This window comes from Pseudarcicella hirudinis (genome assembly GCF_900115665.1).
Classification (GTDB): Bacteria; Bacteroidota; Bacteroidia; order Cytophagales; family Spirosomataceae; genus Pseudarcicella; species Pseudarcicella hirudinis.
The window spans coordinates 206,435-222,325 of the sequence record NZ_FOXH01000010.1; the positions used below are offsets into that span (position 1 = coordinate 206,435).

Consider the following 15,891-nt stretch of genomic DNA (forward strand, 5'->3'; position numbering starts at 1 on the left):
TTGCCCCTTAATTCTTATTGCAGCAAACCTTCATCTTTTGGTTTCTGTGTCGGTGAAATCACCTGAATGCTATCCTGTCCGGCTACCGTGCCACAATTGAAATCAAAACTAAAATTATCAGGTTTCTTGAAGGGTTCTTTTTTATAGCCGATTTCCGCAAGAGAACGATCGGCGTAGACCTTATCCATAAATAAACCAAAAGCAGGCATGGCCATTTTTGCTCCCTGACCAAGGTTAATATTTCTAAAGTGAATACTACGGTCATCACCGCCAACCCATACACCCGTTACCAGATTCTGTGTTGCTCCCATAAACCAGCCATCTGAGTAATTGGAAGTAGTACCGGTTTTAGCACCAATTTCATTTCCTTGTGCGCAGGCATATCTTTTTAAGCCTTCTGCTGTTCCGCCCGGTTCTAACACCGCACCTCTCAGCATATAGGTCATCAGATAGGCGGTCTGATCAGTAATTACAGGTTTTGAAATGGTGAAAAACTCTTTTAAAATATTCCCGTCTTTGTCTTCAATTCGGGTAATCATAATCGGGTCAACCTTGTCTCCTCCGTTAACAAATGTACTGTATGCAGCTACCTGTTCAAATACAGAAACTTCACTTGCTCCCAGACATAAAGAAGGTACTTCGGCTAATGGACTTTGTATGCCGACTTTATGAGCAAAATCTGCAATTTTCCGGGGACCAATTTGTTTCATTAATCTGGCGGAAACAGAGTTAATAGATCGCCCCATAGCCCTTCGCAGGCTCAATGATTCTCCGGAATATTTACCATCAGCATTCTGAGGAGTCCAGCTTTGTAAAACACCATCTTCCGGACCGAATGTGACAGGTTCATCAATGAAATGATCACATGGTGTGGCTATGTCATTTTCAATCGCTGTGGCGTAAACAAAAGGCTTAAATGTTGAACCGGGTTGACGCTTACTTTGACGAACGTGATCGAATTTGAAAAATTTATAATTAATTCCGCCTACCCAGGCCTTCACATGACCATTATTCGGATCCATCGCCATAAAACCGCAATTGAGGATTCTTTTGTAATAGTTCAGAGAATCCATCGGACTCATGGTCGTGTCAATTTCTCCCTTCCATGAAAAAACAGTCATTCTTACCGGACGTTTTAAGTCTTCCCATACTTTATCTTCATCACCATTGTAAACTTCCATCAGCGCTTTGTATTTCTGGGTTCTCATCATTGCCGTTTTAAGAAAACCTTTCAACTCACGCATATGCTCATCCACCCATGGGTTACGGCCTTTCCAGTGCTCATAAAACTTTTGCTGTTCCTGTTTCATGTGCTGCAAAAGAGATTCCTGCGCATATTCCTGCATTCTTGAATCAATGGTTGTATAAATTCTTAAACCACTGGTGTAAAGATTCAATTGGTCTTCTTCATCTCTGGTGCTGTTCAGATCAGCAATAATACCCTGTAATTGCTTTTTGATCGCCTCCCTGAAATAAGGAGCAAAACCAGTATTCTGATTTTCGACTCTGTAGTTAAGATCAAGGCTTTTTTCCTGTAAAGACAAAGATTCTTCTTCAGTAATAAAGTTATATTTAGCCATTTGTCCTAAAACTACATTTCTTCTCATACGTGCCTTATCAGGTCTGAGTTTAGGATCATAAAGAGAAGGATTTTGTAATAATCCAACCAAAAGTGCAGCTTCCTGAACACTTACACTTGAAACATCTTTTCCAAAATATGTTTTACAGGCCACTCTGATTCCATAGGAGTTGTTTCCGAAACTTACCTCATTCAGATACATTTTCATGATCTCCTGTTTGGTATATCGGCTTTCAAGACGAATCGCAAGTATCCACTCTTTAGTTTTGGCAATGAGGGTTTTTAACCCTTTGATTCTCATCAAAAGCCCGCGGTATTGGTTTCCTTCTTCAGGGTCATCGGCATCACGGGTATCAAATAAATTCTTGGCAAGCTGCTGAGTAATTGTACTACCGCCACCTGAAGTACCAAAACTGGTAATAACCCTGAATGTACTTCTCAGATCTATCCCGGAATGTTTGGAAAACCGGGCATCTTCTGTAGCCAGAAGTGCATTGACAATATTAGGAGAAAGCTGCTCGTATTCAGCCGGACTTCGGTTTTCGCGGAAATACTTTCCAAGTTCGGCACCATCTTCTGAAATAAGCACTGATGCTAGCTGGCTGCGGGGATTTTCTAATTCCTGCAGACTCGGCATATCTCCGAAAAGCCAGAAAACATTATAATTGACGGCTGCAATGTAAAGAAGGAAAGCAATCAGACCCCGGAATGTCCATTTCCATAGGCCGGTTATTAATGATTTATATTGACCAGCTTGTATTTTTACCATGTAACTTTTGTATTATTTTTCAGGCAGTTAACTTTAAAAAAAAATGCCGGAAAAGTATCATTTTTTATGACGATACCCGTATGATATTTAATTGAGAAAATTGCAGATTTACAAATTTAGATAATTATTATTAATACGATTGAATTCAATAAAAAGTATTCGATCCGAAATGATTTGAACCCTGGATTAAAGGTAATTACAGCATTTTCAAATAAGAAATGATAAGGCTGTCTGTACTTTTTGTAATTTTGGAAGATGTACTATGCCAGGCAGAGAAGTTTGGCCGTGATTGTTTTTCCGGGTAAAGCGACAGCCGGATGTATTGAAAATGAGTTAAAGTTTAATAAAAATAAGAAATGAAACAAAACCTGAAAGACCGTAGGGAATTTATAAAAAAGAGTTTGGGGACTGCATTATTTTCAGCAATCGGAACCGATATCGTCTTTGCCGATAAAATCCCTGCCGGGGTAAAGATTCTGGGTGAAGAAAAGCCTTTTGAAATGGCCGGAAAACACAAGGATCTTGTTGTACTGAATGACCGCCCCTGGAATGTGGAAACTCCGGCTCATCTGCTGGATGATGAAGTTACGCCAACAGATAAAATTTTTATCAGGAATAATGGAAATCCACCTGAAAGTGTGGATGTTAAGAATTGGACCCTGACGATAGAAGGGGAGTCAGCCAGAACCAAAAAAAGTTTTAGCCTGGCTGATCTCAAAAAGAAATTTAAAACCTATACTTATCAGATTCAGCTGGAATGCGGAGGAAACGGAAGAAGTGGTTTTTTCCCGGTAACTTCAGGGAATCAGTGGAAAGAAGGAGGAATAAGTTGTGCTGAATGGACCGGAGTAAGGCTTAGGGATGTCCTGGAAGCTGCCGGTATTAAGGAAGATGCTGTTTATATAGGATACTATGGAAAAGATGTGCATTTGAGCGGAGACCCTTCCAAGCCGGTTATTTCCAGAGGAGTTCCTATAAAAAAGGCCCTGGAAGATGAAAGTCTGATTGCCTGGGCTCTCAACGGACAGGATATACCAATGATTCACGGTTATCCGCTTCGTTTGATTTTAGGGGGTTATCCTGCCTCTGTGTCCGGAAAATGGCTGCAAAAGATCGTAATCCGTAATAAAGTACACGATGGGGAAAAAATGGACGGAAACCATTACCGGATTCCATCATATCCTGTTGAACCTGGGGCAAAAGTTCCGGATTCGGATATGAAAATTATAGAGTCTATGCCGGTAAAATCTCTTATTACCTATCCGCGCTCAGGAGCTATGCTGGAGGAAGGCAAGGTTTTAGACGTTCGGGGACATGCCTGGGCAGGTGACCTTTCTGTAAAAGAAATGTATGTGTCGATAGATTTCGGGTCCACCTGGCAGAAGTGTGAACTGAGAACTCCTAAAAACAGATTAGCATGGCAGCATTGGTCTGCTAAGCTTTCTTTTCCCCGTAAAGGATACTATGAAGTATGGGCCAGAGCAGTAGATTCCGAAGGGATAAGCCAGCCTATGGTAATGCCTGCATGGAATCCGGGAGGATATCTCAATAATTCATGCCACAGAATAGCTGTAAAGATTGTGTAAATAATTCTCAGGATCTAATGAACTCAAAAATGAAAGCTTTTTTGACAATATTAATTTTTACGGGAATGGGACTGATTTTTATCAATGCTGGAACAACTGACAGAGTTCTTTCCCCACCCGAAAAACATTATTCTGCAGGAATTGATTCTACCAAAGGAATTGATCCTGAAACAGGTTTGGTTAATGGCCCGGGCATTGACATGGTAAAAGCCCAGTGTACCGCCTGCCATTCCAGTAAACTGATTACCCAGTTCAGAGCAAATCGTGAAGGCTGGACAGAGAAGATCAGATGGATGCAAAAGAAACAGAAACTATGGGATCTGGGAGAAACAGAGCCGATCATTCTGGATTATCTGACCAGATATTATGGTCCTGGTGTAAATCTGCAAAATGCCAGAAGAACGCCTCTGAAAGACATTAAATGGTACAAATTGGAAAAATAGTTACGATTTTTCAGTAATTAAATACTTACAGGAACCTTTCTGTCTTAAAATCATTAACCAATATCAAAATGTCATTACAAGGTAAAACAGTATTAATTACAGGAGCCTCTAAAGGGATTGGCCGTGCATTGGCGCTGATGCTAGCGCAGAAACAGGTAAATCTTGGTCTGGTGGCCAGAAGTGAGATAGAATTATTGAATCTGAAAGCAGAAATTGAACTGCTCGGAGCACAGGCTGAAATTTTCGTCGGAGATGTTTCTGATTCAGAATTAAGCAGAAGAACTGTGGAAACACTTCTTTTGAAATTCGGAAAATTGGATGCTGTAATCAATAATGCAGGTTATGGCGTATTTAAGGCCGCCGAAGATGTTACTGAAGAAGAGTGGGAAAATGTCTATAACGTAAATGTTAAAGGGACATTCCTTTTTTCTAAAGCTGCGATTCCTGCCATGAAAGCTGCCGGGTCAGGGCATATTATCAATATTGCTTCTGATGTTGCCAAACGCGTATTCGACGGAGGTTCTCTGTACTGTTCTTCCAAGTTTGCGCAGGATGCTTTCTCAATGGCATTGAGAAAGGAAGTCCGCCGATATGGAATTAAAGTGTCCGTCGTGTATTCAGGGCTGGTTGATACACATTTTCATACTGATCCGCAGGGAGATGAAAAACATAACGACTGGTTGAAAGACACTGATATGGCAGATGTGATTACTTATATACTTTCGGCTCCTAAACATGTTGTAATAGATGAGTTGATGATTCACCCGATGAGTCAGGAGTATTAAGGCAGATAAGAACAGGTCTTTAAAGTAACAAGCGGGAGGTTTCGAAAATCATCGAAACCTCCCGCTTGTTACTTTAAATCTTATTTCGGAGTCTTTTCCAGGGCCGTTACCATTTCCTTCGCTCTTGGAATCAGCGGACTTTTCGGATAACTCTTCAGAAATGTATCAAGTGCTTTTTGATAAGCCTGTAAATCCTGGGTTTTTCCCAGCAATAAGATCTTAAGGAATACAAACTTATCCTCCAGATGATTATTGGGATATTCTTTGAGTGCAGTATCAATAAAGCTTAATGCATCTGTATAATTCTGCTGAGAATAATATTCGTACGCTTCTTCATAAAGTTTCTGAGCCTCAGATTCTTTTCCCGAACTTAAAGGGGAATCCTCACCTTTGGTTACGAGTCTGGTAAAATAAGAATCTGGGAATTTATTAAGCAGCTTCTCTTTATAGAATGCCTGACCGGTTGAGTTTCCTTCACTCAGCAGATATAGTAAATACAGCACTTCAACCTCATAGCTTGTTTTAGGGAAATCCGACAGTAATTTCTCAAAGGTAATAACTGCATTTCTCGGCTGATTTAAGCTGAGTTTATAAATCTTTCCCAAAGCAAAATAGGCATCTTCCTGTTTCTTTTTAGACGCTGATAAGGTTTCAGGCGTAAAAGGGATTTTGGCAAGAATTTCCTGTTTCATAGCCTTTAATTTACCTTCATTTACATCTGCAACAGGCTGAAGATTGGCCGGCTGGCCTACTCCGGTCGGATTGGAAAGAGAATTTCCGTCTCCAAAACCATTTGAATCTTTATTTCTTCTTCTCCAGTTATCTTCCAGCGGCCGGATACTCCATTTTTGAACAAACTCTCCTTTCCCTTTCAAAACGGCTACTGAATTATAAAAGTAAAAGGATTGCAGTGAAGGATCCGCAGGATTTCTTGCCGCAAGTTGTTGTTGTCCTCTGTTTACTACTTCCTGAGCTTTGGCCATTTCCATAATTTCTTTGGCCTGTTTATCACGGATAATTTTATCAATGGCTTTGTCCAGCGCATTCCGGTCCAGTTTTGCTAATTTCTGAAGAGAATCTTCAGTTTTAATGATGGTAACCTGTTTCACATAATCGTCCAGGAAAGCTTTTCTTTCAGATACTTTTTTTGCCTGAGGATCTTTGGGCGGAATTAAAGCAGCCGTGCTGTCGTAATAGGCTGCAGCAATTTCGTAGTTCTGAAGTTTTTCATAATTCAGGTCTGCCAGTTTCAGGTAAATAAATGGAAGCTGAGCCGTATTGGTATTTTTTCGAATAGACTCATTCAGGTATTTAGAAGTTCCGTCAGGATTATTTTTACGTTCTTCTACCGAGGCCATAGCCTCATAAATTTTATCCTGAAGGTCTTTATTTTTAGAATCACTTAAAAGTTTCTGGAAACCTTCTGTCGTTCCTTTCAGAAGAGAATTGTTAAGATTAGCATAGAAACCTAAGTCATAGGAAGGACGGTTTTTCCGAACCTGATCATAATGATACATTGCTCTTTCCATGCTTCCGAGTACTTCATACATTTGTCCGCATGCGAAATGAATCCTGGCCTTTTGTTCATTTTTCTTCATCAGCGGAAACGTCTCTTCCAAAATTGCGACACTGGTCTTATATTCTTTTTTCTGTTGATGAAGATAAGCTTTCGTGATATAGAAATCCCTGAGGTTTTCATCGTTTAAGGGCTCTTCTCTCAAAAGTTCTGCTACACGTCCGGCAGTCTGATAATCTTCCTGCTCAATGTAGGCACGCATAAGCTGGATAAGACCTTTGTCTTTGGCATTATCATCGTCACTGATCGTGTTGACATATTTAAAAGTTTCTACTGCATTTTTAAAGTCTTCTTTCAGCAAGCGGGCGATACCAATTAAGACATAACTGTCGTCAAGCCACTTTGAATTCTGGTGTCTTTCTGCAACAAGTGAAGCTTTCTTAATAACGGCATCCAGCTGGGTTTTCACAGATCCGGCAGAAATGGAATCAGTAGGAATAAGAATTGGAAGAATCTGGCTGTAATTATCGTTTCTTGAATCAAATAATTTTTTTTGAGCTTCTTTCAATAAAAGATTAGCTTGCCAGTAAGCGTTATATTTTGCGTTAAGATTGTGGAATCCTACGTTAACAGGGGAATTGCTGTATTGAGAGCAAGCTCCTGATAAAATACTGATAATGAAAAGATAATATATTTTTTTCATCCAAAATTGATGTAAGAAACAAGAAGAGGTAGGTTGAACGAAACAAGATTTTAAAACCGGAAGCCTCCGGGAATTTATTTGTCATGTTTACCCTAACGTAAATTAATGCAAATTTAGTATCAGTTTCCATGCCAATTCTTTAAATTGACAACTAAGTTTAAATTTAAGTTAATAATCGTTGATTTTTGATCTGAAACGAACATTTACAAAGATTTTTATATGGAAAACAAGAATCAGGAACCCGATCAGAACCCCTACCTGAAATATATGGGAGCAGGTACACAAATGCTGGTGAGTATTGGTGCAGGAGTGTACCTCGGCCTTAAGCTGGATGAATGGTTTCAGACAAAAACTCCATGGTTTACCATTGCCTGTTCTATGCTTTTTATTTTTGGATCGATGTACCTCTTTATTAAAAGCCTTCCCAAAGAATAACTAATCAGGTTAGTCCGGGATCAGGGATGAAACCAGAAAAAGGTTCTGATGACAATTATTAAAAATTCTTCAATGTAAGCCCTAAAAATAATACAACTCTTTCGCTAATAACTTGATAATCTTCTGAAAAAATTCAAATTTTGTATTAATTACAAAAAGGGAGAAAAAAATAGGGTTTTACTCATTGTTTCTTATCCTTTTGGTGGATGGAAAAGATTTTTTCGCTCTTTTGCATTTAATATTGAAAGCCATTCGTTAAAATTTCAGAAAGTATAATTGCCTAAATTAACCAGTAACCCGTAGCGTATTAAGAAGTAGTGGACGAGTTAAGAAAACGAGTAATTCAAGGATTTTTCATATTGGTGGGATTAATCTTTCTCATCAAACTATTATTTATACAGGTATTGGATGATACTTATGAAAGAGCTGCGGATAATAACGCCATTCGTAAGGTCGTTCAGGTGCCGTTCCGCGGAGAAATCTATGACCGGAATAAGAAATTAATCGTGTATAACACACCTGTTTACGATCTGTATATCACACCCAGAAAAGCCAGAGTACAGGATACCCTCAGATTTTGCAGGATTTTTGATATCAGGAAACGGGATTTTGACAGCCTCACCACAATCGCCAAAAGATTCTCAAAAGTAAGACCTTCGCTTTTTCTCCGTCAGCTTTCCAAAGAAGATTTTGCGAGAGTACAGGATGCTTTGGTAGATTATCCGGGCTTTACTTTTTCTACAAATGCCCGAAGAACTTATCAGGCACCTACCATGGCAAATGCCCTTGGATATATTGGCGAAATCAGCCCGGAAAGACTTGAAAATCAGGAGGAAGAGTATTACCAGCAAGGCGATTATATTGGTGTGACCGGACTTGAAAAGCAATATGAAGATGTTTTGAGAGGCCAGAGAGGTGTGAAATATATGATGGTAAACAGCAATGGTGTTGAAAAAGGAGCCTATAAAAACGGAGCGCTTGATATCAACCCGGTAGCCGGAACAAATCTTATTTCTTCTGTGGATTTAGGAGTTCAGGAACTGGCAGACAGCCTCATGCAAAATAAAGTAGGAAGTATTGTAGCCATTGAGCCTAAAACCGGAGAGGTGATTGCTATGGCTTCAGCACCAACTTATGATCCGTTTCTCTTGTCGGGTCGTAATTTCTCCAAATATTACCGCACACTTGCCTTAAATAACTTAAATCCTTTACTGAATCGTCCGCCAAGTGCGTATTATCGTCCCGGATCAACATTTAAAATAATCCAATCTCTCGTTGGTTTGCAAATGGGTGTGATTACTCCCAATACAATTCAGGGTGATGGCGGCTCTCCGATGCATTGTCATGGTCATAGTGCACTTAATTTAAGGGGAGCTATTATGCAATCCTGCAATGGTTATTTTTATCATACTTTCAAACGAATGATTTATAATAACAATGAACCCAATCTGTTTAAAAAATCGGCAATCGGATTGAGAAAATGGGATGAACTGGTTGCTAAATTTGGAATCGGACAGGAGCTGGGTATTGATTTGCCAAATGAGAAAAGAGGAAAGTTACCGGACGTGGATTACTATAACAAAGTCTATAAAGGTCAGTTTACCTGGAAATTTTCCAATTTCTACTCTTTAAGTATCGGGGAAGGAGAGTTAATCGTAAGTCCTTTGAAAATGGCAAACGTCGCCGCTATCATAGCGAACAGAGGCTGGTATATTCGTCCACATCTGGTGAAAGGAATAGGAACATACGGTAATATTGACCCTAAATATAAAGAGAAAATAAGTGTTGGGGTGGCTGAAAGGCATTTCAATGTGGTGATTGACGGGATGATGGATGTGGTAAATCATGGAACAGGTACCGGCGCAATTGTTCCGGGAATTCAGGTTTGCGGTAAGACAGGAACTTCCCAAAACAAAAAAGGAAAGGATAGTGCCATTTTTATTTGCTTTGCTCCTAAAGATGATCCCAAAATTGCTGTAGCTGTTTTTGTGGAAAATGCCGGATTCGGGGGGTCAGCAAGTGCTCCGATTGCCTCATTGATTATAGAAAGATATTTAACCGGTAAGGTTGAAAGGGAGGCTATGAAGCAGAAAATTATTGCCACCAGCTATGAAGCGAATGTTATTCCTACCGGAAGCCCTGTGAGATCGAGAGTTGATTCTCTGAAGATCCAAATGTATAAATCTTTAAAAGACGGAATCAGAAACCTGGACATCTTTAAGGGGAATTATTACCCTAAAAAGGTTGACAAACCAGTACCGCTTGTACTATTACCCGGCAATCCGGAAACAAAAAAACAATAAAATTTTCATACAGTAAATTTTGGCAAGAGAAGAGCAACAAATATCGAGAAACCTGGATTGGGTGACTGTCCTTTTATTTTTAATTTGTGTAGGAGTAGGATGGTCTAACATTTATGCAGCCGTGTATGACCCGGAACATCCGCTGTGGGTTTTTGATAAGGAATTTTATGATACCAATGCCGGAAAGCAGATTATCTGGATTGGTACCACTATATTGCTGATTATCTCAATATTGGTAATAGACTACAGGTTTTATGAGACTTTTGCCTTTTTCATATATGGTTTCTTTATTTTACTGCTGATAGGCGTAATTCTTTTCGGGGCGACAATTAACGGTTCTCACTCCTGGTTTAAAATCGGAGGTTTTTCCCTGCAACCCGCCGAATTTGCCAAGATGGCCACAGTACTGGCACTGGCAAGGTATATCAGTACCCCTCTTGTAAATTTAACCCGTTTCAGAGACCAGTTCAATGTGGCTTTAATTGTCGCAGTTCCTCCATTATTGATTATTGCTTCAAACGAAACAGGATCAGCTCTGGTCTTTGCTTCTTTAATGATTGTGCTATACAGAGAAGGCCTTCCGGGGATTTATCCGGCTATTTTACTGACGCTGATTACTTTGTTCATTCTGGCTCTTTTAGTAGAGTCTCTGTATATTTTTATAGGATTGCTGATATTGGCCGGAATCATTATTCTGATACAGCCACGTTACGAAAGAACCGTCAGAAATGCAGTTCTTTTAGGGGTTATTATTGCCGGAATGATGGCACTGGTTTTTGCTGTTGATTTTGTGATAGAGGATGTTCTAAAAGAACACCAGCGCAATCGTATTAAAGTACTCATCGACCCGACTATCGATAGAAAAGGGGTTGGTTATCACGTAACACAATCTAAAATTGCGATTGGCTCCGGTGGTTTATTGGGAAAAGGTTTTCTTGAAGGAACACAGACTAAATTCGATTTTGTACCCGAACAAAGTACAGATTTTATTTTCTGTACCATTGGAGAGGAGCATGGATTCCTGGGAAGCATTTTTGTTATTTCCTTGTTTATAGCACTTTTGCTCAGACTGGTTTATCTGGCAGACCGACAGAAGTCGAGGTTTGCCAGAGTATACGGTTATGGGGTGGCTTCCATTATTTTCTTCCACTTTTTGGTAAATCTGGGGATGACCATTGGCTTAATGCCCGTAATCGGAATCCCATTGCCTTTCTTTAGCTACGGAGGGTCTTCTCTCTGGTCTTTTTCAATCTTGTTATTTATCTTCCTCAAACTGGATTCTCAGCGTTCTCAAATGCTGGCCCGTTGGTAGTAAACAGGTTTTCCGGTAATAAATGAGCTTTTTGGTGCACAGCAATTGATTTTCAATATCAGGATAATCTTTTGCTGTGTTTCGAAGGGGCAATACTTCATTTCTCCCATATCAAAACTCCTCAGGTGATCATCAGGGTATTATTTTTCCGAAAATTGTATCAGGATTCATTAAAACGAAGTAAATTCAGTTTCTAACTCTTTTTTCTTTGAAAATGACTGAAACTTCTATCTCACGAAACACTAAAATTCTTATTGCAGTAGCCTCCCTGGGCTACTTTGTAGATGTATATGACCTGATATTATTTGGCGTGGTAAGAAACCAAAGTCTGGCCAGTTTAGGACTATCCAAAGAACAACAATTGTCGCAAGGTTTAAATCTGTTGAATATCCAGATGGCAGGTATGCTGTTAGGAGGCATAATCTGGGGGATCTGGGGCGACAAAAAAGGAAGAAAATCGGTATTGTTTGGCTCCATTCTCCTGTATTCACTTGCCAATGTTGCCAATGGATTTGTACATGACCTTACTACCTATGCAATTCTCAGATTTTTAGCAGGAATAGGGCTGGCAGGAGAATTAGGTGCCGGGATAACACTCGTTAATGAATCTCTGCCCAGAGAAAAAAGAGGAATTGGTGCTTTGTTTATCGCAGGAGTCGGGGCATTGGGAGCTGTGACTGCCGCAATCATTGCCGGTTTAAGTCCTGACCCAGAATGGTGGAGGATTTCCTATTTTATCGGAGGAGCAATGGGGCTGGCGTTGCTGGTTTTGCGTGTCGGAACGTTCGAATCTGTACTTTTTAAGAATGTAAAAGAAGATGTTTCCAAAGGAGATTTTATAAGTCTTTTTACCAATACAGAGCGATTTAAAAAATACATTTACTGCATTTTGATAGGCTTACCTGTCTGGTGTGTTGTCGGTATTCTGATTCTTGCCGCTCCTGAACTTAGTAAAGCGTTAGGTATAACAGGAGAACCGATTCTCGGGAATAAAACGATCATGTACACGTATATAGGTCTTTCAATCGGGGACTTTTTAAGTGGTTTAATAAGTCAGCTGTTACGAAGCAGGAAAAAGACCGTCTATATATTTGTCGGGATCTGCTTCTTTTTTATTGTCTGTTATCTGTATCTCTGTAACGGAGTTTCTTCTGACATTTTTTACATCATATGCTTAATGCTGGGCTTCTTTGGAGGATACTGGGCGGTTTTCGTAACGATGGCTTCAGAACAATTTGGTACAAACCTGAGAGCCACTGTTACCACCACGGTACCTAATTTCGTTCGGGGAGCACTGATTCCTATCACCATAGGTTTTAAAGCATTAATACCACAAATAGGTATTGTAAATGCCGCCATGGTAGTAGGGGTGGTTTGTTGCTTTTCAGCACTTTGGGCTACCACTAAACTGGATGAAACTTTTACAAAAGACCTCGATTACCTGGAATAATTATCGTAATCCTGATTTCAAGGCGCAGAGAGCCTTTTTATTTTTTCAGTAAACTGTTTGAAATGGCCCTTATTACAAAGAAAAAAATACCGTTCAGAATTAATAATCAACTCCGTAAGTATTTGATGAAATACAACCGTGAGTTTCCGTTACCAATTCAATATGAGGATCTGAAGCGTTTCGAGAATACGATTTCTTTGTATGACAAAAAAGGGAATGATACTTTATGGGAAACCGTTTTCTACTCTCCTTCAGAAATTGAAGAGATTTATGAGGCATTAAAAACAATTTATGCCGATTTAAAGACTGACGGAGATGAAAAGGTAATCAAACACCTTACTGTTGACAGAGTGGATATTTGTTCTTATGGCAATACCCAACCTTTCAGAATCAGGATTGTTAACCGGGTGAATGACAATTTTGACTATTTCTATATCAAAAGAGCTGATGCATCCAGGGTGTATGGCCTGGAACTTGAACATATTCTTTCTCCAAATCGTATCAGTTATATCACCAACCGGGAAACGCTTATAGAAGAACATATTGCCGGAATACCGGGAGATCAGTTTTTCAAATCAAATCTGACCGCCCCTGATCTGAATCCTATCAGGTTGGCAAAAGAGTTTATTAAATTCAACGAGCGCTGTTTTGTACAATTGCTGGGAGATATGCACTCTTCCAATTTTGTTATAGTTACTACTCCTGATTTTGAGGAAACTTATTACCGGATCAGAGCAATTGATTTCGATCAGCAAAGTTATGAAGCCAAGAGATCTGTTTATATGCCACAGTATTTTAAACAGAATAATCCGCTGATAGAGCTGGGAATGAAATACATGACGCCGGAGTCGGTAAAGCAATATCAGTATGAAGAAAGAGCCTTAATGTCCGGAAGACTAAGGGTGGAAAGCCAGCGGACATATGATTTAATGGACGTAATGGCTAAAGATGAAATATCATTGCCTGAGAATATCGACCAGCTCAGAAAGGAACTGGCTGATTTCTATGGAGACAAGAAGTTTTTGAAATGCAAAACAATGGGAGAGATTGTCTGGACAAGTCTGGAGCTCGTGATGATGCATTAAAAGGATTTTGAATAAGTATTTGTCTTATGCAAAATCCTGGAAAAGGGATATTTAGGTTTAAGCCGATTTTTTGGGAATTGAAAATTATACTCATTGGCAGTTATAAAGCAATAGCAAAAAATGTTTTGAATCAAGCGGGGTAAACCCTTATCTGTTTATTATTCCCGGAAGATATTTTCGATGTTGCTTGCGATTTACTCATTTATGCGGACAGATGAGGGGAATGATCTACCAAAAAGAAAAGCAAGCCTTCCAGCCTGCTTTATTATAGCTATTCTACATCGTTTTTCTTTATCCAGCCTTCGATGGTTTTCGAGCCATAGTATCGGATTTTTAGCCAATCATCTTGGGTTTCTAAAATCTCTACTTCATCACCTTTGAGGAGGTACATTTGGGATGGTTTCCCGGGGGATTTATTAATGATAACTTTATTGTTGCTTATCTTATCCATTTTATCTCTACGTAGGTATCTAATAAAATCTTGGACAGACTGGGGAGGTTCTAAGATACGTGTTATTCCACCAATCGTTGTAGGGGACGGAAGCCAAGTCCTATTCGTTTCAATATGATTTGGCATACTAATTACAAATGAATAGGACATCGTTCCATGTTGATTCTCAATATTTGGATTTGGAATCGTATCAGCATCCTCAGTAACGAAAAGGTTGTTATTCCCTATTGGATTTATTTTCAAATCCAAAAAAATCGAATCTTTGGGAATAGGAATATAAACATCATTTTTAACAGAATCTATATACCGAAAAGGACTTCGTTCGAAAAAACAATAAAAGCTAATTGGTTTCTTGGGAATTTTCTCATTCTCAATATTATATAATCTATTTTCATTATATATCCAGATGCTTTGATCAGCATTAGGAAAATTATCATTTCTTTCATAAACCCATGCATATCCTTCTAGAAATTTATTTGCAGTTAATACTGTTTTATTTTTTCTATTTGAAGCTTTATCTTGTTGTATTTGTGCTGTACCTTTTGTAACAATCAGCAAACATAGTATCCAAATCTTATTCATTTTTTTAAGACATTATATGCGTTTGTAAATATTCTCTTTCTGTTTTCATTGTTCTCGGCTTTTGTGTTGACTACCTTTGAAACAAGTTTAAACTTTTCATCAAAATTCTCATTACTAGGTATGGCTTCATCTGAAGCTTTATTTCCATCATTTAATTTCCAATACCACATACCAGATAGACAAGAGATTTCCATATCATCAAAGGCTTCATCTGGATCTGACACCACTTTTTTGTAATCTCTACCCATTCCCTGAGCATAAAGCCAATCATCAAATTCTTTATATTGTTTTTTCCATGTTAAATGTAAGAAGCCATGCCCCCTATATGTATATCCATCACAACTAGCTTCCCCTCCATTCCCTCCTTCACATCTGTACACATAACAAAATAAGTTTTTACCAGCTTCTTTTGCTGAAATCTCACCAGCCCCACACCTGTATTTTTTAGGAACATCAGATAAAGTATTCCAATTATTTTTCTCATGACCTACATTAACATCACTACACGATGCTCTATCATAAGGAGCCTCCTTCCATGTTTGATTAAACCATATTGACCATTTTCCTGTTTCGCTATAGCAAGTCCCTTCCTTGAAACTGTTACCTTTAAATTCTCCAGTTTCATGACCTACCTGCCCCAGGAAATGAGCCATCCTTAGTGGAGTATTTATCTCAAACTTATCTGAATATTTGTTCAACAAAGCAGCCACCTCATCACATCTGTCTTGTGGTGTGTCCGGAAATGTTTCATGTAATTGAGTACCTGTAACCGGAAAGGTAGCTTGATGGTCTTCCTGGGTTTTATCCCCATCACCCAAATACCCCCAAACAGCCTCTATTTTCTTGTCCTTCTCTGCTTTATCCAATACATTTACATTCAATACTATATTGC

Annotated in this window: 12 protein-coding genes; 8 read left to right on the plus strand and 4 right to left on the minus strand. The window is 39.1% G+C overall.

All coding sequences use genetic code 11. From position 1 onward, the window contains the following. Window positions 1-14 precede the first annotated feature (14 nt). Window positions 15-2,348, minus strand: a complete 2,334-nt coding sequence (locus BM179_RS17105; protein ID WP_092018371.1) for a penicillin-binding protein 1A — start codon at window positions 2,346-2,348, stop codon at window positions 15-17. Between the two features lie 356 nt (window positions 2,349-2,704). On the opposite strand from BM179_RS17105, the gene BM179_RS17110 reads away from it, so the two are divergent. From BM179_RS17110 to BM179_RS17120, 3 genes are all read left to right on the plus strand, one after another. Then, window positions 2,705-3,934: a sulfite oxidase gene (locus BM179_RS17110; protein WP_092018372.1), complete on the plus strand. Its 1,230-nt coding sequence runs from the start codon at window positions 2,705-2,707 to the stop codon at window positions 3,932-3,934. A gap of 29 nt (window positions 3,935-3,963) precedes the next feature. Then, window positions 3,964-4,377, plus strand: coding sequence for a hypothetical protein (locus BM179_RS17115; RefSeq protein ID WP_229632971.1), 414 nt, complete (start codon window positions 3,964-3,966; stop codon window positions 4,375-4,377). A gap of 68 nt (window positions 4,378-4,445) precedes the next feature. Next, complete coding sequence (locus BM179_RS17120; protein ID WP_092018374.1) at window positions 4,446-5,162, plus strand: SDR family oxidoreductase; 717 nt, start codon at window positions 4,446-4,448, stop codon at window positions 5,160-5,162. A gap of 80 nt (window positions 5,163-5,242) precedes the next feature. Here BM179_RS17120 and porW read toward each other — a convergent pair whose 3' ends face one another. Beyond that, window positions 5,243-7,381: a type IX secretion system periplasmic lipoprotein PorW/SprE gene (porW, locus tag BM179_RS17125; RefSeq protein WP_092018375.1), complete on the minus strand. Its 2,139-nt coding sequence runs from the start codon at window positions 7,379-7,381 to the stop codon at window positions 5,243-5,245. A gap of 219 nt (window positions 7,382-7,600) precedes the next feature. Here porW and BM179_RS17130 point away from each other — a divergent pair, with 219 nt between their 5' ends. From BM179_RS17130 to BM179_RS17150, 5 genes are all read left to right on the plus strand, one after another. Continuing rightward, entirely contained in the window at window positions 7,601-7,816 is a 216-nt protein-coding gene (locus BM179_RS17130) for an AtpZ/AtpI family protein (RefSeq protein WP_092018376.1), read from the plus strand. A 362-nt stretch (window positions 7,817-8,178) separates the two neighbouring features. Next, window positions 8,179-10,119 (plus strand): penicillin-binding transpeptidase domain-containing protein, encoded by a 1,941-nt coding sequence (locus BM179_RS17135; protein WP_229632972.1) that lies wholly within the window; start codon window positions 8,179-8,181, stop codon window positions 10,117-10,119. Between the two features lie 19 nt (window positions 10,120-10,138). After that, a complete protein-coding gene (rodA, locus tag BM179_RS17140; protein WP_092018378.1) occupies window positions 10,139-11,431 on the plus strand; it encodes a rod shape-determining protein RodA in 1,293 nt (430 codons plus the stop codon). A 214-nt stretch (window positions 11,432-11,645) separates the two neighbouring features. Beyond that, complete coding sequence (locus BM179_RS17145; RefSeq protein ID WP_092018379.1) at window positions 11,646-12,881, plus strand: MFS transporter; 1,236 nt, start codon at window positions 11,646-11,648, stop codon at window positions 12,879-12,881. A 62-nt stretch (window positions 12,882-12,943) separates the two neighbouring features. Beyond that, window positions 12,944-13,966, plus strand: a complete 1,023-nt coding sequence (locus tag BM179_RS17150) for a hypothetical protein (RefSeq protein ID WP_092018380.1) — start codon at window positions 12,944-12,946, stop codon at window positions 13,964-13,966. A 271-nt stretch (window positions 13,967-14,237) separates the two neighbouring features. On the opposite strand, the gene BM179_RS17155 is transcribed toward BM179_RS17150, so the two are convergent. Together BM179_RS17155 and BM179_RS25375 are read right to left on the minus strand one after the other, a co-directional pair. Then, the gene (locus tag BM179_RS17155) at window positions 14,238-14,999 is read right to left on the minus strand and encodes an SH3 domain-containing protein (RefSeq protein ID WP_092018381.1); all 762 of its coding nucleotides are present in this window, start codon (window positions 14,997-14,999) and stop codon (window positions 14,238-14,240) included. Beyond that, a partial coding sequence (locus tag BM179_RS25375; protein WP_177219434.1) for a glycoside hydrolase family 19 protein occupies window positions 14,996-15,891 on the minus strand: 896 nt, incomplete at its 5' end. The genes BM179_RS17155 and BM179_RS25375, both read right to left, overlap by 4 nt.

What these genes read in the sequence shown, in the direction of transcription:
- BM179_RS17105 (WP_092018371.1), bottom strand. Translation starts at nt 2,348, where the DNA reads ATGGTAAAAATACAAGCTGGTCAATATAAATCATTAATAACCGGCCTA.
- BM179_RS17110 (WP_092018372.1), top strand. Translation starts at nt 2,705, where the DNA reads ATGAAACAAAACCTGAAAGACCGTAGGGAATTTATAAAAAAGAGTTTG.
- BM179_RS17115 (WP_229632971.1), top strand. Translation starts at nt 3,964, where the DNA reads ATGAAAGCTTTTTTGACAATATTAATTTTTACGGGAATGGGACTGATT.
- BM179_RS17120 (WP_092018374.1), top strand. Translation starts at nt 4,446, where the DNA reads ATGTCATTACAAGGTAAAACAGTATTAATTACAGGAGCCTCTAAAGGG.
- porW (WP_092018375.1), bottom strand. Translation starts at nt 7,381, where the DNA reads ATGAAAAAAATATATTATCTTTTCATTATCAGTATTTTATCAGGAGCT.
- BM179_RS17130 (WP_092018376.1), top strand. Translation starts at nt 7,601, where the DNA reads ATGGAAAACAAGAATCAGGAACCCGATCAGAACCCCTACCTGAAATAT.
- BM179_RS17145 (WP_092018379.1), top strand. Translation starts at nt 11,646, where the DNA reads ATGACTGAAACTTCTATCTCACGAAACACTAAAATTCTTATTGCAGTA.
- BM179_RS17150 (WP_092018380.1), top strand. Translation starts at nt 12,944, where the DNA reads ATGGCCCTTATTACAAAGAAAAAAATACCGTTCAGAATTAATAATCAA.
- BM179_RS17155 (WP_092018381.1), bottom strand. Translation starts at nt 14,999, where the DNA reads ATGAATAAGATTTGGATACTATGTTTGCTGATTGTTACAAAAGGTACA.